This is a genomic window from Corynebacterium sp. HMSC059E07 (assembly GCF_001814395.1).
In the GTDB taxonomy this organism is placed as follows: Bacteria; Actinomycetota; Actinomycetes; order Mycobacteriales; family Mycobacteriaceae; genus Corynebacterium; species Corynebacterium hesseae.
Map to the genome: position 1 here is coordinate 171,494 of NZ_KV816329.1, position 18,934 is coordinate 190,427.

The window sequence follows — 18,934 nt, forward strand, 5'->3', positions numbered from 1 at the left end:
CGGGGGGAGTGGGCGCTACTGCTCCAGCCCGTGGCGCAAAAGCGGGGAGGCAAGCTCTATTTGCCACTCGCGCGCGCCTTGGGAACGTAGGAAATCGGGGATATCCGAAGCATCTGTGATTTCCCCGGCGACGCCACCCTCTGGGCCACACGCCGCCCACACGGCCATGCGCAGCAGGCTGGGTTTGAGAATGAGCTCGTAGCTTATGCCGAGCTCATCGCCGAGGTCCTCGAAGTCACTACGGATTTCGGTGTAGAGCTGCCACAGTTCGGGGAACTCCCGGCTAAAAACTGATTTGGAAGGAACCGGGCGCGGGCTGCGCAGCACCGTCGGCCATTGCTGGCGCGGGCTGGCCAGTGCGGTTTCAACCGCGTCGAGCCACCGCAAGGTCGCACCCCCGCGGCGTCGGGGAAAACCTTTGATTTGGTTGATTTCGCGTGGCGAGCGGGGCACGCGGCGAGCAATGTCCACCAACACGCGGTGCGGTAGTACTCGGTTGGGGGCCACGTCCTGTGTGCGCGCGATAGATTCGCGGCGCTGCCACAGCTCGCGAGCCACGGCGAGCTGTTCGCCGGAGCGAAGCGAGGATACGCCCTTGAGATCCCGCCACGAGCGGGGCTCGGGGCCCGTAATGCGCGCGTGGTCGTCGACTATCTTCTCAAACTCCTCATAGGCCCAGTCGAGCTTTTCCTCCTCCGCGAGGATATCGCGCAAGGTCACAGCGAGCTCATTGAGTAACTCCACGTCAAGCGCCGCATAATTGCGCCACGACCGGGGAATGGGGGTTTCGGACCAGTCGGAATCGCCGTAGCCTTTTTCCAATTGGACGTCGAAAAGCTCCAGCACCATTGCTGCCAAGTTGGGGTGGGCAAAGCCGGCGAAGCGGGCGGCCAGCTCGGTATCGAAGAGCCTGCCTGGGTACAAGCCCAGCCAGGCAAGGCAAGGAAGATCGGAGGGGGCCGCATGGACGACCCATTCTTGGCCGTTGAGCACCGGTGCTAAGGCCGCGCGGAGCTCAGCCCTGTGGTGTTCCGGGGCGAGCAAAAAAGTGCCCGCACCTTCTCGGCGAATTTGTACTAGGAACGCGCGATCGTCATAGCGGTAAGCTGACGCGCGTTCGGTGTCGATGGCGAAGGGGCCAGTTCCAGCTGCCAGGCGGTCGGCGGCGGCGTGAAATTCACGGGGAGAAAGCAGGACCTTTGGTGTTCCGTCAACCGGTACCTGGCGCAGTTCAGTCATGTTAGCGCCCGAGCTCCGCTACGCCTTCTGGTGGCAGCCCTGCGACGAGGGAAAGAACCTGCGCAAAAGCTTCCACGTGTGGGGCGAGATCTAGGCCGGCGGCGGTCCAGGAGGCACGCATTTCTAGTTGGTAGGCGCGCGGCGGGCCGCCGATCTCGCCGAAACGGACCGAGGCGGTGGACGTGACGGTGCCGCCCAGGTTCGTATGGGTCGCCTCGCGCACATCAAGGGATTCGGTAAGCCATTCCCAGGCGACGTCGGGAAGCAGCGGATCCCCAGCGACGGCATCGTCCAAGTCTGCTTGGATGTAGGCCACGAGGCGCATTGCGCCTTCCCAGGCCTCCTCAGCGCCGGGATCGTGGAGCAGGATGAGGCGGCCGAAGGCATCGCCGTCAGAGTCGGTGGGAATGATGGCCCCGTGCTCGTTGCGTTCAACTTCCAAGCCGATGGCGTGGCTAAACGGTGCCAGCCGCTGCGGTGGGCGGATGGTGCCCAACGTGATTTCTGGGCGCAGCTGTGCGGCATGGAGGGACTCAACGGCCTCCGTGAAGGCGGCCGGGGTGCTCGGCTCCGCAGGGCGCGAATCGGCGGGGGAGGCGGCGGTGCGATCGTGCAGGTTGGTCGGTGCCCCTGCGAGGTTGCGCGAAGAAACGTCGGAATTGCTCACGGGGAACAACGTATAAGCTCCGCCCTCGTGGCGGTGGAAGGCGCGCCGAAAGGCTAGTGGCGCGAGGGGTCGTCTCCAACTTATGATGGATGCGAAACTCTGTCGGTTGAAAGAAGGAGAAAGGCATGTCGAAGGTCAACTTCGCCGAGCTCAATAAGGTCCAGCGCTATTCGCAGCACGCGGTATTTCAAGTAATCCCCGGTGCGCTGGGCACCGAGCGCGAGGAGATCGTGGCGCAGGCACAGAAGTTCTTCGCGGAATTGGAGGAAGCAGGCGTGGTTACCGTTCGCGGTATCTACGATCTCTCCGGGATGCGGGAGAGCGCTGACTTCATGATCTGGTGGCACGCTGAGGAATTCGCCGACATCCAGAAGGCCTTTGCAGACTTCCGTCGCGAGACCACCCTGGGGCAGGTTTCCGAGGTGACCTGGGTGGGCAATGCACTGCACCGCCCGGCGGAGTTCAACAAGTCCCACCTGCCGTCCTTCATTATGGGCGAAGAGCCCGGCGAGTGGATTTCCGTCTACCCCTTCGTGCGCTCTTATGACTGGTACACCATGGACGAGGAAAAGCGCCGCCGCATCCTCATGGAGCACGGCATGCAGGCGCGTGATTATCCGGACGTGCGCGCGAACACCGTGCCGGCTTTCGCCCTGGGTGACTACGAGTGGATCCTGGCCTTTGAGGCCCCGGAGCTGCACCGCATCGTGGACCTGATGTACCTCATGCGCTACACCGAGGCTCGTCACCACGTGCGTGAGGAGATTCCTTTCCACACCGGCCGCCGCGTGAAGGACGTGGCGGAGCTCATCGCGATTCTGCCTTAAGAACCGCGATAATTCGCGGTAGCTGCCGCGAAAAGCGCCGGAAGCCGGTTGAGGGTTTAGTCCTCGACCGGCTTTTCCTCTAGATCCAGGCAGATGGAATTGATGCAGTAGCGCAGGTCCGTCGGCGTATCGTAGCCCTCACCCTCGAAGACGTGGCCGAGGTGCGATTCACAGTTAGCGCACAGTACCTCGATGCGGCGCATGCCCAGTGAATTGTCTTCGCGCTCAATGATGGCGTCGCCGGCCAGAGGGGAGAAGAAGGACGGCCAGCCGCAGTGCGACTCAAATTTTTCCGTGGAGCGGAAGAGCTCGGCACCACAGGCGCGGCAGGAGTACACGCCTTCGGTAGTCGTGTTGGTGTACTCGCCGACGTGCGGTGCTTCCGTTCCGGCCTCACGCAGAACGTGGTACTCCTCGGGGCTTAACCGCTTGCGCCATTCGGTATCTGCAATGAGCTTGAAATCAGTCATGCTGGGAGTTTATCGCTAGCCTGAGGCTTTGGGCTAGCCCCTCGCTCCGCGGACCACCAGCCGGCCACGGTGGTGGCGGTCACCACGATGAGCAGTCCCCACCCAATGGTGGCGATGAAGACGCTCATCCAGTGTGCGGCGGTGGGCATGCTTGTCGACGTCCACTCGAGCGGCGCCAAGAATAAAAATGCGGCCAACCATGCTCCCCACGTGTGGAAGACCGAGCGCCCGAGCATCACCGTAAACAGCATGGGGATAAGCCACATGGAGTAGTACTGCTGACCCAGGGAGGAAAGGAAGAAGATGCCGACCATGATGGCACCACTTGTGCTCAGTGCCCAGAAGGTGGGCTCGCTGTCGCGCCAGCGTAAAAGCCCGAGGATGGCCACTGCGGCTAGCGCCGCGAAAAGGAGCCAGATGGGGTAGTAGATGATGCCGGGGAGATCGAAGTAAGCGCGCACGCCCGGCCACGAGGCATTGGCATAATCGCGCGTTGTCGCCAGGTAGGGAAGAAGATTGGCGCGGAAGCCTTCCACGCCCGGGACGATCGGCCAAGCAGCAAGGTTGCTCACTAGCGGTATAGCCACGCCCAAACCTACAGTGAGCCAGCGCTTGCGCACTAAAGCGAGGAAGAGCAGCGGGGCAAATTGCGGCTTAACCAGAATCGCCAGACCGATGCACAGCCCGGCGGCCCATCCGTGTTTATCCAACAAGACTAGAAACGCCACCATGGCGAGTAGTAGCACGCCGTTTATATTGGTAAAGACCAACGTGTTGATGACCGATTCGGTAGCGAAGGCAGCAGCGACGCTGACTGGCCACAAGGGGCCTCGCAGGCTGTGGCCTACGAAGCGAGTCAGTAGGGCCAAGGCGGCGACGATGGCCGCGGCGTTGGCCAGGATGAAGGCGATGCGCGCGTGTTCCTCGGAAACAAGCCCCAAGGGGGATAGGAGGAGCGTTGCGCCCGGGTTGTATAGGTAGAGCGGCTCGACGAAGGAATAGTTCTGTTCGTAGACCGGGTTGCCCTCCCACAGGTTCCGGATTGCGCGGTAGACGGTGCCGAAATCATCGGTCACCGTGCCGTTGAAGGCGAGTACGAACACGCGATGGAAAACCAAGACTATGGCGGCGGGCCACGCGGCGGCCGTCCACAGTCGCGCGGAATCTGAGGTTGAGGGAGCCGGAGAAGTCACGGCAGCACAGTTTACGGTGTTTGGGTTCGTCGATAGCGCAGAAACACCGTGCTGTCGACAGCAGCAACGTTCTCCAACTCGAGCTTGAGCGCAGGGGAGGTGGCTTTGCCATCGATGACGGGCTTTTCGACGGAGGGCGATAGGTGCGGGTCGAGCGTCAAATAGAGCTTGTCCACAAGTCCTTCGGCGATAAAGGCGGAGTACACGGAAGGGCCGCCCTCACAACTGATGCGGCGTGCGCCCTGGGCGCGAAGGGCAGCAATAGCCTCGCTCATGGTTCCGGTACCTGTGCTGATGACTTCGGCGCCGGCGTCGGCTAAGCGCCGTGCCTCGGGTGACGATGCGCGTTCCTCCGGGGTAAGCACGATGGGGCCTGCTGCAATGAAACCCTCGAACCCGGCAAAGTCAAGGGAGTGACTGAGTACGGCGAGCCGCGTGCTTGTCGACGGTCCGTACTCTTCCGACTTCACCGTGGCTGAGCCGACGACGGCAATGTCGGCCCACTCGCGCAGTGCGGCGAAGAGTTCAACGTCGGTGGCGTTGCCCATTGGCCCTGAGGTTCCATCGATGGTGGCGGAGCCGTGGAGCGTACTCACCGCAATCAAGCGGATTCCTTCTCGGTCGGGCCCCATGAGGTGTTTTATCAGAGCAGTGTCACTCATGGCGCCCCACGGTACCTGAAATGTCGACGACGGCTTAGGGCGTGGGATTGGCCGGAGCGTATGTGATCAGGCGCGTTGGAACCGCCATGTGCCGAAGCGCAGCGCAGAGGCTCCCCAATGCAATAGCAGGAGCACCAATAAAGCAAGGGACAACCGGTGCCAGCCTTCATCCCAGGAGCCAAGGCACAAAGTGCCGACAGGGAATGTGGAGCCCCACCAGCCTGGGCCATAAGGGGCCCACGCGACTACCGCTTGGTAAAAGCAATACATTGCGAATACTACGCAGGGCGCACCAATGATGAACATGATGATGCCGTAGATGTGGGCGTTAAAAAGCAGTGTCGAGGCCGCCGTTGACTGTCCAACCACGCCGAGCGGGATCCATGCCGTACCCGCAGCCGCCTCGCGCGGCCTATCTTGACGACGTGCTAAAGACCAATAGCAATAAGCGAACAGCGGAATTGCGGTGATGAATGTGAGGAAGAAGCACAGCTCACCGGCATAGTGGTAGAACTGCCCGTGATTGATAGCCAGTTGACCCGCGGAGGTCGCCGCCACCATGGGGGAGACCAGCGCCAGCCCCCAAGGAAACGCGGGCTTGTCGTAGTGGTGCTGCTGTTTGAACAACCCCCACAGCTGCCACAGACAGACCACGACCGAAAGCGGTGCGCCAATCCACCAACTTGCCAACTGGAAGGCATCAGTTCCGGTCAGCGCGGTCCATGCCGAGCCGCACGCCAGCAGGCCCATCGTGTACATGCCCCACCCAGCCATATTCTGGTGCCGAGGCGGTTCATTTTTCGTTCCCACGGTAAAAATCACCAGCAGAACAGCTGCGATAAGAGCAAAAACAATTTGGCCTACGCGTAGACCATGCAAACCCGACAAAGTTGACGCAATTGAGGTTCCCATCAGGGAGCCTGCCCAGGCTGGGCCGTACTTTGGCAACTGCACATCTATCACCCTATGCCTGCACGTGTTGCTATTGAACCATTATGGAGTTATCGGGTAACTACGCGCGGGGGCAGGTCCAATATCGTGCAGGCATTATCAACCATGCCGTGCCCCAACGGGTTGAGCTATCGTGTCTGGCTTTCTTGGCCAGTTTCAGGAACAATGAGAAAATACCCCCGCGTGAACAGATAAATGCGGATTCGTTTTCCACATAGTATCCACGCGGAGGCTTGTGTTATACGCTGCACGTCTTTTACCTGCAGCTTTAATGGTGGTCCTAGCTGGGATTGAACCAGCGACCTTTCCGGTGTGAACGGAACGCTCTCCCACTGAGCTATAGAACCTCGGTGCAGCACTTAAGGTACACCGCGCGTATGGAAACCCCTAATCGTCCAGCTCAACCGTGCTTTCATTTACTCTGCGTGCATTTATTCTGGTTGGTTGCTCGCGACTGTAAGGGTGTAGTGGCTACTCAGGGCTGTGCGAGAACGGATGGATCTTGGAGTTCTCCCGACAGTACTAGTGTGTTCCTAGTGCAATCATGCGCAATCACTGTAACCGCAGTCTCAATCACATTAATGTAATCCATGCGCTGTTGGATGGTTGGGGATTAGTGCTGTGGGCTGCGGATTTGGAAACTGGGTCGGTGCACGATAAAGTTTCTTCTCGCACCACGGCATACCAGCCGGGAACGTGCAATGCGGATGTAGCGCAGTTGGTAGCGCATCACCTTGCCAAGGTGAGGGTCGCGAGTTCGAGTCTCGTCATCCGCTCCAACACATGTAGTGTGTGAGGCGGTATCGCCACGGTGGAATGGCCGAGTGGTGAGGCAACGGTCTGCAAAACCGTGCACACGGGTTCGATTCCCGTTTCCACCTCAAAAGCTGGCGCCCAACTTCGGGTGCTGTGAGCGCGTTTAGCTCAGCGGGAGAGCGCTTCCCTGACACGGAAGAGGTCACTGGTTCAATCCCAGTATCGCGCACAAGGACTTAGTCCTAGAAACCGGGCCTGGTTTCGAATGCGGATGTAGCGCAGTTGGTAGCGCATCACCTTGCCAAGGTGAGGGTCGCGAGTTCGAGTCTCGTCATCCGCTCCAAGGCTTTCTTGATGCTAGAGGGAATCTTGAGCAAGTAAATAGCCTTGATAAATGGATAAGCGCGATTAGCTCAGTGGGAGAGCGCTTCCCTGACACGGAAGAGGTCACTGGTTCAATCCCAGTATCGCGCACAGGGAGTTCCTTACGGACTCCGTGACAAACTCCGGTTTGTCGCGCGGATGTAGCGCAGTTGGTAGCGCATCACCTTGCCAAGGTGAGGGTCGCGAGTTCGAGTCTCGTCATCCGCTCCACGTCGAGTGCCCCTCCACTATGGAGGGGCACTTTTCGTTTTCTTGTTTGCCGGGGTGTATGGCTAGGGGCGGTCCAGGGAACTTTTCCACTGCATGCAACGACTACTTGGTAACCTCGCACAATCCGTGCGGGGTAAGGATTGGCTCGAGGATCCCTCCCGGCGATAGGATGAGGGAACCTTCAACCAAAAGTTTCATCAGACCATCAAGGAGTTGTTCTGGACATGCAGCTGCGTCAGGTCACCACAGGGATTGCTGCCGGGGCAGCCTGCCTCGCGGTCGGGCTGTCCGCGCCACTAGCGGCGGCACATGACTCAGTCATAGGCGGCAACGTTGTGAGTGATACGCCGCTGGAGGAATTCCCCCGCGAAATCACGTTGGAATTCTCTGGTATTCCAAAGGACAACTTCAACACCTTTGCCGTGAGCGATAAGACAAGCGGCGACGTTCTCTTTGACGCAACCCCGACCATTGACGGCCGAAACCTCACCGTCGAAGTCCCCCAGGACGTCGAGCCCGGTGATGGTGACTACCAAGTAGGTTTCCGCATTACGTCCTCCGATGGGCACTCCACACTCGGTTCCGTGCCATTTAGCGTGGCCTCCGGGGCTGGGGGAGATAAGACTGCAGATGCTTCTGCCGATGGTGCCAAGGAAAGCGACGATGCAGAAGAGTCTCAGGATCCCCTGAGTTCTTTGCCTACCGCGGCCAAATGGATCATTGGTGTAGGAGCAGTTCTCGTCGTCGGCGCAGCCCTTTTCGCCTTCGGAGCAAAGACCCGCCGTTCTGGCGGAGAAGACCCAGAAGGCTAAGCACCACACGGTTCTGATGATGCGAGAGTCAAACCGCATTTTATTTCACTACTGTTACTGCAGAAAGGCATGTCACATGCTGAATTCCCGTATTTTCCTCCGTGCTTCCGTGGTTGCCGTTGCGGCTGCCGGCCTTACACTGGCAAGCTGCTCGACGAGCGAGGAAGATTCCACCGCAGCCCCATCGAGCGCAGCAGCCAGCGCTGAGAAGGACAAGGAAGCAGCGACCAGTGGTTCGGCTTCTTCCTCCGCTGAGTCCGGTGTGACCTTCGAGGATGCTGTCGTGCGCGCCATGGAGAAGGATTCGGATATGACCGCGATCTTCGGCACACTCCACAACCACACGGACAAGGACATCAACGTGGTTGGCTTTACCTCTTCGGTGAAGGCGGAGCACTACGAGATCCATGAGGTCGTCGATGGCGTCATGCAGGAAAAAGAAGGTGGATTTGATCTGCCCGCTGGCGAATCCGTTGAGCTCGCACCGGGTAGCTTCCACTTCATGCTGATGGGTGTTACAGAGCCTGTTATGGCTGGCGAGACCGCCACACTGACGCTGGAGCTTAGCGATGGCTCCACGGTCGACCTGGGCGACATCCCCGTGCGTTCCATCGGTGCAGGCGACGAGAACTATGGCGATATGGGCGGCATGGATCACGGCGACGATATGGACCATGGCGACATGAAGCATGGTGATCACATGGACCACTCAGAGTCCGCAGACATGTCGGGCATGAAGACGGAAGAGCACGCTCACTAGAAAAGCGTTCTCTGGGCCAAGGTAGGCAAGTTATCGGTTCTCACGAGATAGGGAGACAACAACGATGAGCGGGTTCGAGGAACCTGTCAGCCGGCGTGGATTGCTCGCCGGAAGTGCTGTGGCTGCAAGCGCGGTAGCGCTCGCCGGTTGCGCGAAGGGGGAGGAGTCAGGGCAGTCTTCGGCGGAGTCTGCAGACGCTTCCCAAGCCGCGCAGGCCGGTGACGCCGGAAGCACCGGGCCGGAGCGCCGCGAGGAAACCATGGGTGGCGATATCGTCGCCTTCGATGGTAAGCATCAAGCAGGCATCCAAACCCCGGTCCAGGCCCACGTGGAATTGGTCGGCTTCAACCTGAAGAAGGAGACCACCGCACGCGGTGCGGCCGCACTCATGCGTCTGTGGACGGAGGACGCTCGCCGCCTGTGCACCGGCGAGAACCCGCTGGGCAGCCTCGAGCCTGAATTGTCTACCACCCCGGCAAACCTCACCGTCACGTGCGGTTGGGGAGAAGGATTCTTTGACACGGTGGGCGTCGCCAAGCCCAGCTGGCTGCGAGATATCCAGGACTTTGAACACGATGATTTGCGCCCTGAATGGGGGCAGACCGATATAGTCCTACAGATCTGCAGTGATGATGCCTTCACCGCGGCCTATGTACTGCGGCATATGACTCGTGCCGGTAAAGACTACGCCGACGTCGCGTGGATTCAACAGGGGTTTAGCCACGCTTATGGTTCCGCACCGAAGGGGACAACCGCGCGCAACCTTTTTGGGCAAAAAGACGGCACGGTCAACCCGCGAAGCGATGAAGATTTCAATGAGCAAGTGTGGATCGAGGACGGCCCCTTTGCCGGCGGCAGCGCCATGGTGGTTCGCCGCATCCACATGAACCTCGATACGTGGGAGCAACTTGATCGTGCTGCGCGTGAAAACGCTACGGGCCGAGCTCTCGATACCGGCGCACCTCTAGGTGGCAAGGACGAATTCGACGAGGTTGACCTGGACGCGCGAAACGAGTTTGGCCTCAAGGCCATTGATGAAAACTCGCATGTTGCCCGGGCGCATCCTCCGGTCGATTCTCCTCATCAGAAGCTGATGCGCCGTCCGTATAACTACAACCTTCCGCCTTCCCCGGAGACCACCAAGCGCGGTGAACTCAGCAACGCTGGATTGATCTTCATTTGCTACCAGAAGGATCCTACGGCGCAGTTCGAGCCCATCCAGGCGCGGCTCGACAAAGCGGATCGCCTCAACGAGTGGATTACCCACATCGGCTCGGCCGTGTACTACATGCCGGCCGGAACTGAGGGCGAAACCTTTTGGGGCGAATCGCTCATCCGCAGTTAAGAGGGGTAGACTAAGCCGCTGTAACTTTCTCGTTGAGCGCTGCTCGGCCAGGTATGTCGAGCGGCGCGTGAGCGCAAAGGAGCGCAACAAGTCATGGCGGAAATGATTCCAGCAGTCCCGGTGAACTACGAGCCGATCACGGTCCCGGCCGGTACTGCCGTGGGAGCAGCGATGCGCGAGCATGAGCTGCCCAACAAGGGCCCCGAAGCAGTAGTCGTCGTCCGCGGCGCCGACGGTACTCTCTACGACCTTTCCCACACGCCGGACACTGACGCCGAGTTCACTCCGGTTGCTGCCTGCGAGGAAGACGGCCGCGCCGTTATTCGCCACTCCTGCGGGCACGTCATGGCCCAGGCCGTGCAGGCGGAGTTCCCCGGTACCAAGCTGGGCATCGGCCCGGCCATCGAGAACGGCTTCTACTTCGACTTCCAGACCGCAGAGCCCTTCACTCCGGAGGACCTCAAGGCCATTGAGAAGCGCATGAAGAAGATCATCAAGGGGGGCCAGCGCTTCGAGCGCCACGTCTACTCCTCCCCGGAGGAAGCGGAGCAGGCGCTTGCTGCCGAGCCGTTTAAGCTCGAGCTGGTCCAGGACAAGGGCAACGTGGACCCTGATTCCGATGAGGCTGCCGAGGTTGGTGCCGGCGATCTGACCCACTATGACAACGTCAACCCGCGCACCGGCGAGGTGGAGTGGTTTGACCTCTGCCGCGGTCCGCACGTGCCGACCACCAAGTACATCCCGGCATTCACCCTGACGCGTTCCTCTGCTGCCTACTGGCGCGGCGACCAGTCCAAGGCTGGCCTGCAGCGCATTTATGGCACCGCCTTCGAATCCAAGGAAGCACTTGAGTCCTACAAGACCATGGTGGAAGAGGCGGAAAAGCGCGACCACCGCCGTTTGGGTGCCGAGCTGGACCTGTTCTCCTTCCCGGATGAGATCGGTTCCGGTTTCCCGGTGTTCCACCCCAATGGCGCTACCGTGCGCATGGAGATGGAAGAGCACTCCCGCCGTCGTCACATCGCTGATGGCTACTCCTTCGTGTCCACCCCGCACCTGACCAAGGGAGACCTCTTCAAGAAGTCCGGCCACCTGGACTTCTACGCCGATGGCATGTTCCCGCCGATGCAGCTCGACGGCGAGTGGGATGAGGACGGTAATTGCACCAAGCAGCCGCAGGACTACTACGCCAAGCCGATGAACTGCCCGATGCACAACCTCATCTTCGCTTCTCGTGGCCGCTCTTACCGCGAGCTGCCGCTGCGCCTCTTCGAGTTCGGTACGGTGTACCGCTATGAAAAATCCGGTGTTGTTCATGGTCTGACTCGCGCCCGTGGCTTCACCCAGGATGACTCCCACATCTACTGCACCCCTGAGCAGCTCGAAGATGAACTGACCAAGGTGCTGGAGTTCATCATTTCTCTTCTCAAGGACTACGGCTTGGACGACTTCTACCTGGAGCTGTCCACCAAGGATCCGAATAAGTACGTCGGTTCTGATGAGATTTGGGAGCGCTCGACGGCTATTCTGCAGTCCGTGGCGGAGAAGTCCGGTCTTGAGCTGGTTCCGGACCCGGCGGGCGCGGCCTTCTATGGCCCGAAGATCTCTGTCCAGGCTCGCGATGCCATCGGCCGTACCTGGCAGATGTCCACCGTGCAGCTGGACTTCAACCTGCCGGAGCGCTTCGAGCTGGAGTACACGGCGTCGGATGGCAGCAAGCAGCGTCCGATCATGATTCACCGTGCGCTGTTCGGTTCCATCGAGCGCTTCTTCGGCGTGCTGCTGGAGCACTACGCCGGCGCCTTCCCGGCATGGCTGGCCCCGCACCAGGTGGTGGGCATCCCGGTGGCGGATACCTTCGCACCGCACCTCGAGAAGGTGTGCGCCGAGCTGCGCTCCCGCGGCCTGCGCGCTGACGTCGATACCTCTGACGACCGCATGCAAAAGAAGATCCGCAACCACACCACTGGCAAGGTCCCGTTCATGTTGTTGGCGGGCGAGCGCGACGTTGAGGCAGACGCCGTGTCCTTCCGCTTCCTTGACGGCACGCAAGTTAACGGCGTGCCCGTGGAAGCTGCAGTCAACGTCATCGAGGCTTGGGTGCGTGAGCGCAACAACGATCAACCGACCAAGGAAACCATCGCCGAGCGTGTCTAGGTGCAGATGCATCTAGACAGAGCTGAGAAAGGGAGCACACACAGAGTGGGAGAGTACGTCGATACCGGCCTGGGAACCCCCGACCGCTTAGAGCGCCTGTGGGCGCCGTACCGCATGAGCTACATCAAGCGTGAGGGCGGCGCCGGCGACGTGCCCAAGGAAGCCCATAATCCGTTCGTGGAGATTCCACAGATGTCGGACGAGGACGGGCTCATCGTTGCGCGTGGCGAGTTTGTCTATTGTGTTCTCAACCTCTACCCCTATAACGCCGGGCACATGATGGTGATCCCATACCGTCAGGAATCAGAGCTGGAAAACCTCACCGAGGAAGAATCTCGCGAGCTTTTTCAGTTTGCCCAAGCCGCCATCCGCGTCCTAAAGAAGGTCTCCGGCCCCGATGCCGTCAACGCTGGATTCAATCTGGGGCGGGCCTCGGGCGGATCGGTGGGGCAGCACCTGCACATGCACATCGTTCCGCGGTGGAGCGGAGATTCAAACTTCATGACTATTGTGGATGGCGTTAAAGTGCTGCCGCAGCTCCTCAAAGACACCCGTTCCCTTCTTGCTCAGGGATGGGCGGAGCTCGCCGCCGAAGGAATCATCTCAGGAGAAGCGCATGCTTAGTGTTCACGGGCGCAAACCCGCCGCCGTGGTTGTGGTCCCGGTGGCCAAGCTCTTCCTCAAGATGGGCCTGACCCCGAATATCGTCACCATTGTGGGAACGATCGTCACCATTGCCATATCAGTCATCCTCATCCCACTTGATCACCTCTTTGCCGCCGCGCTGTTGTCGGGTCTCTTCGCGGCCTTCGACATGCTCGACGGCACGATGGCGCGCCTGACCACGGGTGGATCCAACTTCGGTGCTACTCTCGACGCCTCCTGCGACCGCATTACCGACGGTGCCTTGTTCGCGGCGATCGCTTACTGGATGGTGTACGTCGATAACGCTCACCCCATCAACTTCGCCGCCTGCATGGTGGTGCTGGTTAGTTCCCAGGTCATCTCTTATGTCAAGGCGCGCGGCGAGGCTTCTGGTTTCAAGATGGTTGGCGGACTCGTCGAGCGCCCAGAGCGCCTCATCCTAGGACTCGGCGGCGTGGGGTTGGAAGGTTTGGGCGTGCCTTATGCGCTGGAAGTCGCCCTGTGGCTGCTGGCGGTGGGGTCTATCTTCACCATTTACCAACGCATGCGCCAAGCGGGGCGTCAGGACACCAAGGCGCGTTTCAAGAAGGAACTGAAGCACCTATAGCTCAACACCCGCTCCCACCGGAAGGTACCGTGCCCCCGGCCCGCACAGAAAGGCTCCTGAACCGTGGCTCTACTGGATCGTGACCGGCTGACCGCCGCCGCCTACATCGCGTGCTGGAAGGTCGTGCGCTTCCTCCCGCAGCCGCTCGCTGCTTGGCTCTTCGAGCGGGGCGCGGACTGGGCTAGCGACAACGGCAAGGGCATGGAGCAGCTGCGCCAGAACTTGAGCCGGGTTGTTGGGCCCGAAAACGTCACGCGGGAGCTGGTGCGGAACTCGATGCGCTCCTACATGCGCTACTGGCTCGAGGCCTTCCGCTTGCCGGCCATCCACTCGGACCCTGAACTGCAGAAGCGGTTGCTGGCTGGCCTGCGTGGCAAGGAGTACTCGGATGAGTCGGTGGCATCTGGGCGCGGGGTGATTTTTGCGCTGCCGCACTCAGGAAACTGGGACATGGCGGGCGTCTTCTGTGTGGGCCACTATGGCGGCTTTACTACGGTGGCTGAGCGCTTAAAGCCGGAGGCGCTTTTCGATGCCTTCGTGGACTACCGCGAGAGCCTCGGATTCACTGTTCTGCCGCTGACAGGAGGCAGCTCTTCGCCTTATCCGCGCCTCAAGGATGCCTTGGAACGGGGCGGGGTTGTGTGTTTGCTGTCCGAGCGTGATCTCACGCGCACCGGCGTGCCCGTAGACTTCATGGGCGAAGAAGCCAACGTTGCCGCCGGCCCCGCCCAACTCGCCATAGAAACAGGGGCGGCTCTCCACGTCGTGCACTCGTGGTTCGACGGCAAGGGCTGGGGGCTTTCCGTCAGCCCCGAGGTTGAGGTCACGACTCTTCAGGAGACGTGCCAGCGCCTCGCGGACGGCTTCGCAGAAAACATCCGGGCGCACCCCGAAGATTGGCACATGTTGCAACCGCACTGGAATGCGGACGTCGAGCGCCGGCGCGCTGCTCGCCACAAGAAGTAGAAAGGCAGAACACACTCCATGCGCATAGGTATTATCTGCCCCTATTCCTTCGACGAACCCGGCGGGGTTCAGGCCCACATCCTTGACCTAGCCACTGTCTTCATTGAGCAGGGGCACCACGTGGAGGTGCTGGGGCCGGCGTCGACAAGCACGCAGGTGCCCCGCTTTGTGCGCAAGGGTGGCTGGGCCGTGCCAATTACCTATAACGGCTCGGTGGCTCGCCTGTCTATCGGACCGCACGTGCGCCGAAACATCAAGCGCTTCATTCGTGAAGGGAACTTCGACATCCTACACATCCACGAGCCGAATTCCCCGAGCTATTCCATGGCTGCGCTGGCAGCGGCACGTGGCCCTATTGTGGCGACGTACCATGCTTCGGCATCAAGCTCCGTGGCGCTGACCCTGGCCAAACCTTTCCTGCGCCCGTACCTGGAAAAGATCCGGGGAGGCATTGCGGTCTCAGAGATGGCTCGTCGCTGGCAGGTAGAGCAGTTGGGTGGTGACCCCGTGCTCATTCCCAATGGGGTAGATACCTCTGTGTATGCGCGCGAGCGTGCTCGTGCCGAGCATAAAGAGAATGATTCAGAGATTGAGATCGTGTTCTTGGGGCGTCTCGATGAGCCGCGAAAGGGCCTGGACATTCTTCTTGAGGCCCTCACCCTGCTCCCAGAGAAGGTGCGCGTGACAGTCATGGGCGGCGGTCATCCGCGGAGCGTTCCGGGAGTCGACTTTGTGGGGCGCGTCAGCGATGCCGAGAAAGCGGCCATCTTAGGGCGCGCCGATATCTACGTGGCTCCCAACACCGGCGGCGAGAGCTTCGGCATCGTTCTGGTTGAGGCAATGGCAGCTGGCTGTGCAGTGGTGGCTTCGGATCTAGAGGCCTTCGCTGCAGTGTGCAATGCCGACTCGGAAGAACCTGCTGGTGCCTTGTTCAGAACCGGCGACGCTACGGACTTGGCGCGCGTGCTGCAGGATGTAGTGAACGATACGGACAAGCGACAGGCCTTGATCAAGGCAGGGGTGGAGCGCGCCCGCGACTACGATTGGGATCATGTGGCCGCTGCCGTCATGCGCGTGTACGAGACGGTGGCGGATGGCACGAAAGTGCGGGTGTCTTAAATGCCCATTGAAGTTGTCATTGCTCTTGCCGTCCTCCTCATCCTGGGGATGTGGGCGCTCTATACGGCGCAGCGGCTGAACTCCCTCCATATCCGCACCGACGCAGCCCTGGCTCAGCTTGAGGCCACGCTGGATCGCCGCGCAGCAGTGATAAGTGCCTTGGCTCCTGAGCTTGAGGCCATCGCGGCGCGCGCAGAGGCGACGGAGCTTGCGCAGGGGAGTTTCGATGAACGGGCCACCCGGGAGCGTGAGCTGTCGGCGGCCATCGCACAGAGCTTTGAAGCGCGCCCAGCCGTGCTTGCCGACGCCGAAGGACGCATCCACTTAGCTCACCGCTTCTACAACGAGGCGGTCAGCGATACCCGCGCGCTGCGCCTGCGCCCGGCCGTCAAGCTGCTGCGCCTGGGAGGCACAGCGAAGTTACCGGAGTATTTCGAGCTGAGTCAGATTGAGGTGTGATCCACCTGGGACTGTTGAGCCCGCGCCGCGCGGAACTCGAGGGAGTACCAGTACAGAGCAAAAGCGGTCATCGCCAGGATGAGGAGGTTGCGCAACACGAGTGCGTACACCGGGTTGAGGTTTTCGCCGACAAAGAACCAGATGTAATCGTAGCCATAGGGGTAGATGACGGTTCCCAGGGCTGCTGTTCCCACGGCGAGTACTGCCATGATGGCGCGCACCCCAGCGATACTAGCGGCCTTGTTTCGGTGGGCAGCAGACTCCACGGGGACGGGGGAGCGGAGCGCCACCGCCAGAATCGGCCCAAGCCACACGATATATTGCGGAGAAAAGACCTTATTCGTCGCCATGAGCAGCAGGATTGCCGCGATGAAGAAGACAAGTGTGGAGCGTGAGCTCCAGCCGCCGTGCAGAAAGTGAACGAGCGCTACTGCAATGATCCAGAGGAGTGCAGCGCCCATCGCGATGGTGCTCACAGTAATCGCCGTATCGACACCAGGCCCGGAGATCTCAAAGCTTTTCGACGCCGCATATTCCATCGTCCACACCCCAGGCTGGTGATGGGCTTGGTAGACGAACCAGGTGGCGGCTAGAGATTCAATCTGGAGGCCGCGCTGACCTTGATACGTCAGAGGAGAGAGCAACCTATCCACACCGGCTATCGCAGCTACGCCGAGGCAGAGGGCGGCGAGGCTTCCGAAAAAAGCGGCCAGCCGCTGCCAAGTACCACGAGAGGTTGCGCGTCCGACGAGCCCGGCAGCGAGGACCCCGGGCCACAGCTTGGCTGCGGTGGCCCAGGCCAACAAAGCCGAGGCAAGACGCGGGCGGGTGGCCAGAAGTGCGCCCGCACCGGCGACGAGCAAGGCGGGATAGAGGTCTAGCCGCCACGTGAAAACGTGGCCTGCCGCGGTGCCGAAAAACACCCAAAACCATCCGGCGCTATACGCTGCGGGGTTGTCGCGGTGATGGCGCAGGAGGAGGGTGAGGAAGGTGGCGTCGGCAAGCAACACCATGGCTGTAAAGCCGATAGCATAGCGTTCAAAGTCGTAGCCAGTAAGCCACGCGAGCAGGACGCTGGGCCAGGTTCCGACCTGCGGATACTCCGTCATGTCTTGAGGATTATCGCCAAAGACGCCCTCGAGGTAATACCGAACGTCTCCGAGCGGGTCCGTGTCGTTGACGAGCATGTAAACGAGGAGAAGGCGCGCCAGGATCCAGCCTGCCCAAATGCTTGGAGTTTTAGCGATTATTTTCAATGGCGGACTCTACATCAACGGGTGGTCCCAACACGAGCAGGATGCTAAACACAACGGCGACGGCGAGTAGCGCGATGAGCGCGCTGCGCACTGGGTGGCGGATGACCTGTGCCAAAACCGAATCGAAGAAGCCGTGCGGCTGCGCGTCGTCGGCAAAGCGCCACGGCCCATCAACGAGTCCGCGCCGAGATACCCAGACCGCAAAGGGTAGCGCCGCGAAGGGAATCACGGTCACTACCAAGCCCAGGATTCCAACCCCCACAGGCCAGCGGTTGTTGATCCACACCAGGGCCGTCATGAGCAGTAAGCAGAGGAAGCCGAAGCCGTGGATGCCACCTGCAATCGGTGTGAGCGCCTCGGTGGTGCCGGAGTATTTGAGGATCATGGAGAGGATCAGCAGACCCCACGTGATCATTTCTAGGTAGGCGGCCACGCGGTGCACGCTGTGCGGGGTGGTTGAAGTCATGCGGAACATAGTACGCAACTCCCAGGAGCAGATCAGCTCGTGAGTAGGATGGTCGGAGTGAGTGTGGCGGGCGCCATAACGGCGATGGAATTGGAGTAAAGATGGCATCGGTGGCTCAGGCAGTCGATATCGAGAGGATAGGCGAGGACGAATTTCGCGCACCCGCGGTTCCCTCGCTCATCGCTCGCACCTTTGGGGGACAAACCATGGCGCAAGCGCTTCGGGCGGCGCAGCTCACCGTCGACGATAAGTTGGCGCATTCTATGCATTGCTACTTCGTGGGGCCTGGTGACTCCAGTGTGCCCACAACCATCCGCGTGGAGCGGATACGGGATGGCCGCTCTTTTGCACATCGCCACGTGCGCGTCTACCAAAGGGACCGCATGATTTTCATGCTCAGCGCCGGTTTCCACGCGTCAGGCGATGTTGGCCCGGAGCATCAGGCAGACATGCCGCAGGTGCCGCCGCCGGAGAGCATTACAGAATCCCCGTACTCCACCCGGATCATCTTGAAGGAGTGGGAAGACTGGGACGTGAGGCTGGTCCCCGACGCATCCCGCGATGCCGTCGCCGCGGAAACCACGGGCGCTGGGTTTCGAAATATCTGGTTCCGTAATACGGGTGCCCTGCTTGCCGACGCCCCCGATCCGTCCCTCCATCAAGCGGCGCTGCTCTACATGTCCGACATGACGTTGATTCGCTCAGCGCTGCTCCCGCACCAAGGGGAGAGGATCCAACTAGCCAGCTTGGATCATTCATTGTGGTTCTTGCGTCCGGCCCGGGTCGATGAATGGATGTTGTACTCGCAGTCGAGTCCCTCAGCGCAGACCGGGACTGGTCTTGCACAGGGCAAGATCTTCAACCAACGCGGGGAGCTACTCGCGGTGGCCATGCAGGAGGGGCTGACACGGACCATGCATCCTGAAAGTGAAGGCACCAGCGCCAACGGCAATTGGCAAAATGTGTGATGCTACAGCGAACCG

19 protein-coding genes and 7 tRNA genes are annotated in these 18,934 nt (G+C 60.6%); 17 read left to right on the top strand and 9 right to left on the bottom strand.

The annotated features are described in order from the left end of the window. Positions 1-15: 15 nt before the first annotated feature. Positions 16-1,239: an HRDC domain-containing protein gene (locus HMPREF2967_RS09765; protein WP_070686241.1), complete on the bottom strand. Its 1,224-nt coding sequence runs from the start codon at positions 1,237-1,239 to the stop codon at positions 16-18. A 1-nt stretch (position 1,240) separates the two neighbouring features. Beyond that, entirely contained in the window at positions 1,241-1,906 is a 666-nt protein-coding gene (locus tag HMPREF2967_RS09770; RefSeq protein WP_070686243.1) for a DUF3000 domain-containing protein, read from the bottom strand. A 125-nt stretch (positions 1,907-2,031) separates the two neighbouring features. Here HMPREF2967_RS09770 and hemQ point away from each other — a divergent pair, with 125 nt between their 5' ends. Next, the gene (hemQ, locus tag HMPREF2967_RS09775) at positions 2,032-2,733 is read left to right on the top strand and encodes a hydrogen peroxide-dependent heme synthase (RefSeq protein WP_070562953.1); all 702 of its coding nucleotides are present in this window, start codon (positions 2,032-2,034) and stop codon (positions 2,731-2,733) included. Positions 2,734-2,789: 56 nt separating this feature from the next. Here hemQ and msrB read toward each other — a convergent pair whose 3' ends face one another. The 5 genes from msrB to HMPREF2967_RS09800 all read right to left on the bottom strand — a co-directional run bounded on the left by msrB (position 2,790) and on the right by HMPREF2967_RS09800 (position 6,356). Continuing rightward, positions 2,790-3,203, bottom strand: coding sequence for a peptide-methionine (R)-S-oxide reductase MsrB (gene msrB / locus HMPREF2967_RS09780; protein WP_070522057.1), 414 nt, complete (start codon positions 3,201-3,203; stop codon positions 2,790-2,792). Next, positions 3,200-4,396 carry a glycosyltransferase family 87 protein gene (locus tag HMPREF2967_RS09785; RefSeq protein WP_070686245.1) on the bottom strand — a complete coding sequence of 399 codons (1,197 nt, stop codon included), beginning with the start codon at positions 4,394-4,396 and terminating at the stop codon, positions 3,200-3,202. Before HMPREF2967_RS09785 ends, msrB begins: the two co-directional genes overlap by 4 nt. An 11-nt stretch (positions 4,397-4,407) precedes the next feature. Continuing rightward, positions 4,408-5,058, bottom strand: a complete 651-nt coding sequence (locus HMPREF2967_RS09790) for a dihydrofolate reductase family protein (protein WP_070623926.1) — start codon at positions 5,056-5,058, stop codon at positions 4,408-4,410. Positions 5,059-5,124: 66 nt separating this feature from the next. After that, positions 5,125-6,012, bottom strand: a complete 888-nt coding sequence (locus HMPREF2967_RS09795) for a TDT family transporter (RefSeq protein ID WP_083306386.1) — start codon at positions 6,010-6,012, stop codon at positions 5,125-5,127. Positions 6,013-6,281: 269 nt separating this feature from the next. Further along, a tRNA-Val gene (locus tag HMPREF2967_RS09800) sits at positions 6,282-6,356 on the bottom strand. Between the two features lie 356 nt (positions 6,357-6,712). On the opposite strand from HMPREF2967_RS09800, the gene HMPREF2967_RS09805 reads away from it, so the two are divergent. From HMPREF2967_RS09805 to HMPREF2967_RS09875, 15 genes are all read left to right on the top strand, one after another. Then, positions 6,713-6,788: transfer RNA gene (locus tag HMPREF2967_RS09805), tRNA-Gly, on the top strand. A 31-nt stretch (positions 6,789-6,819) separates the two neighbouring features. Beyond that, positions 6,820-6,890: transfer RNA gene (locus HMPREF2967_RS09810), tRNA-Cys, on the top strand. A gap of 32 nt (positions 6,891-6,922) precedes the next feature. Beyond that, positions 6,923-6,994, top strand: a tRNA-Val gene (locus HMPREF2967_RS09815). Between the two features lie 38 nt (positions 6,995-7,032). Beyond that, a tRNA-Gly gene (locus HMPREF2967_RS09820) sits at positions 7,033-7,108 on the top strand. A 59-nt stretch (positions 7,109-7,167) separates the two neighbouring features. Next, a tRNA-Val gene (locus HMPREF2967_RS09825) sits at positions 7,168-7,239 on the top strand. Between the two features lie 44 nt (positions 7,240-7,283). Continuing rightward, positions 7,284-7,359 (top strand) — tRNA-Gly (locus tag HMPREF2967_RS09830). Between the two features lie 224 nt (positions 7,360-7,583). After that, the gene (locus HMPREF2967_RS09835) at positions 7,584-8,171 is read left to right on the top strand and encodes a copper resistance CopC family protein (RefSeq protein WP_070562965.1); all 588 of its coding nucleotides are present in this window, start codon (positions 7,584-7,586) and stop codon (positions 8,169-8,171) included. 76 nt (positions 8,172-8,247) lie between these two features. Further along, the gene (locus tag HMPREF2967_RS09840; protein ID WP_070562967.1) at positions 8,248-8,931 is read left to right on the top strand and encodes a copper chaperone PCu(A)C; all 684 of its coding nucleotides are present in this window, start codon (positions 8,248-8,250) and stop codon (positions 8,929-8,931) included. A 64-nt stretch (positions 8,932-8,995) separates the two neighbouring features. Beyond that, positions 8,996-10,276 (top strand): Dyp-type peroxidase, encoded by a 1,281-nt coding sequence (locus tag HMPREF2967_RS09845; RefSeq protein ID WP_070686247.1) that lies wholly within the window; start codon positions 8,996-8,998, stop codon positions 10,274-10,276. A 93-nt stretch (positions 10,277-10,369) separates the two neighbouring features. Then, on the top strand, positions 10,370-12,433 hold the full coding sequence (gene thrS, locus HMPREF2967_RS09850; RefSeq protein WP_070562970.1) for a threonine--tRNA ligase: 2,064 nt from the start codon (positions 10,370-10,372) through the stop codon (positions 12,431-12,433). Between the two features lie 6 nt (positions 12,434-12,439). Next, complete coding sequence (locus tag HMPREF2967_RS09855) at positions 12,440-13,057, top strand: ATP adenylyltransferase (protein ID WP_070686321.1); 618 nt, start codon at positions 12,440-12,442, stop codon at positions 13,055-13,057. Beyond that, the gene (pgsA, locus tag HMPREF2967_RS09860) at positions 13,050-13,685 is read left to right on the top strand and encodes a phosphatidylinositol phosphate synthase (RefSeq protein ID WP_070529965.1); all 636 of its coding nucleotides are present in this window, start codon (positions 13,050-13,052) and stop codon (positions 13,683-13,685) included. Before HMPREF2967_RS09855 ends, pgsA begins: the two co-directional genes overlap by 8 nt. A gap of 63 nt (positions 13,686-13,748) precedes the next feature. Further along, positions 13,749-14,651: a phosphatidylinositol mannoside acyltransferase gene (locus HMPREF2967_RS09865; protein WP_070686249.1), complete on the top strand. Its 903-nt coding sequence runs from the start codon at positions 13,749-13,751 to the stop codon at positions 14,649-14,651. An 18-nt stretch (positions 14,652-14,669) separates the two neighbouring features. Continuing rightward, positions 14,670-15,770, top strand: a complete 1,101-nt coding sequence (locus HMPREF2967_RS09870; RefSeq protein WP_070686251.1) for a glycosyltransferase family 4 protein — start codon at positions 14,670-14,672, stop codon at positions 15,768-15,770. Then, positions 15,771-16,229: a LemA family protein gene (locus HMPREF2967_RS09875; protein ID WP_070686253.1), complete on the top strand. Its 459-nt coding sequence runs from the start codon at positions 15,771-15,773 to the stop codon at positions 16,227-16,229. On the opposite strand, the gene HMPREF2967_RS09880 is transcribed toward HMPREF2967_RS09875, so the two are convergent. Both HMPREF2967_RS09880 and HMPREF2967_RS09885 read right to left on the bottom strand, forming a co-directional pair. Continuing rightward, on the bottom strand, positions 16,214-17,416 hold the full coding sequence (locus HMPREF2967_RS09880; protein ID WP_232770806.1) for a DUF2029 domain-containing protein: 1,203 nt from the start codon (positions 17,414-17,416) through the stop codon (positions 16,214-16,216). The genes HMPREF2967_RS09875 and HMPREF2967_RS09880 overlap by 16 nt on opposite strands. Positions 17,417-17,468: 52 nt before the next feature. Further along, complete coding sequence (locus tag HMPREF2967_RS09885; protein WP_070686323.1) at positions 17,469-17,951, bottom strand: DUF3817 domain-containing protein; 483 nt, start codon at positions 17,949-17,951, stop codon at positions 17,469-17,471. A 101-nt stretch (positions 17,952-18,052) separates the two neighbouring features. Here HMPREF2967_RS09885 and HMPREF2967_RS09890 point away from each other — a divergent pair, with 101 nt between their 5' ends. After that, the gene (locus tag HMPREF2967_RS09890; RefSeq protein WP_070529976.1) at positions 18,053-18,919 is read left to right on the top strand and encodes an acyl-CoA thioesterase; all 867 of its coding nucleotides are present in this window, start codon (positions 18,053-18,055) and stop codon (positions 18,917-18,919) included. Positions 18,920-18,934: the final 15 nt, after the last annotated feature.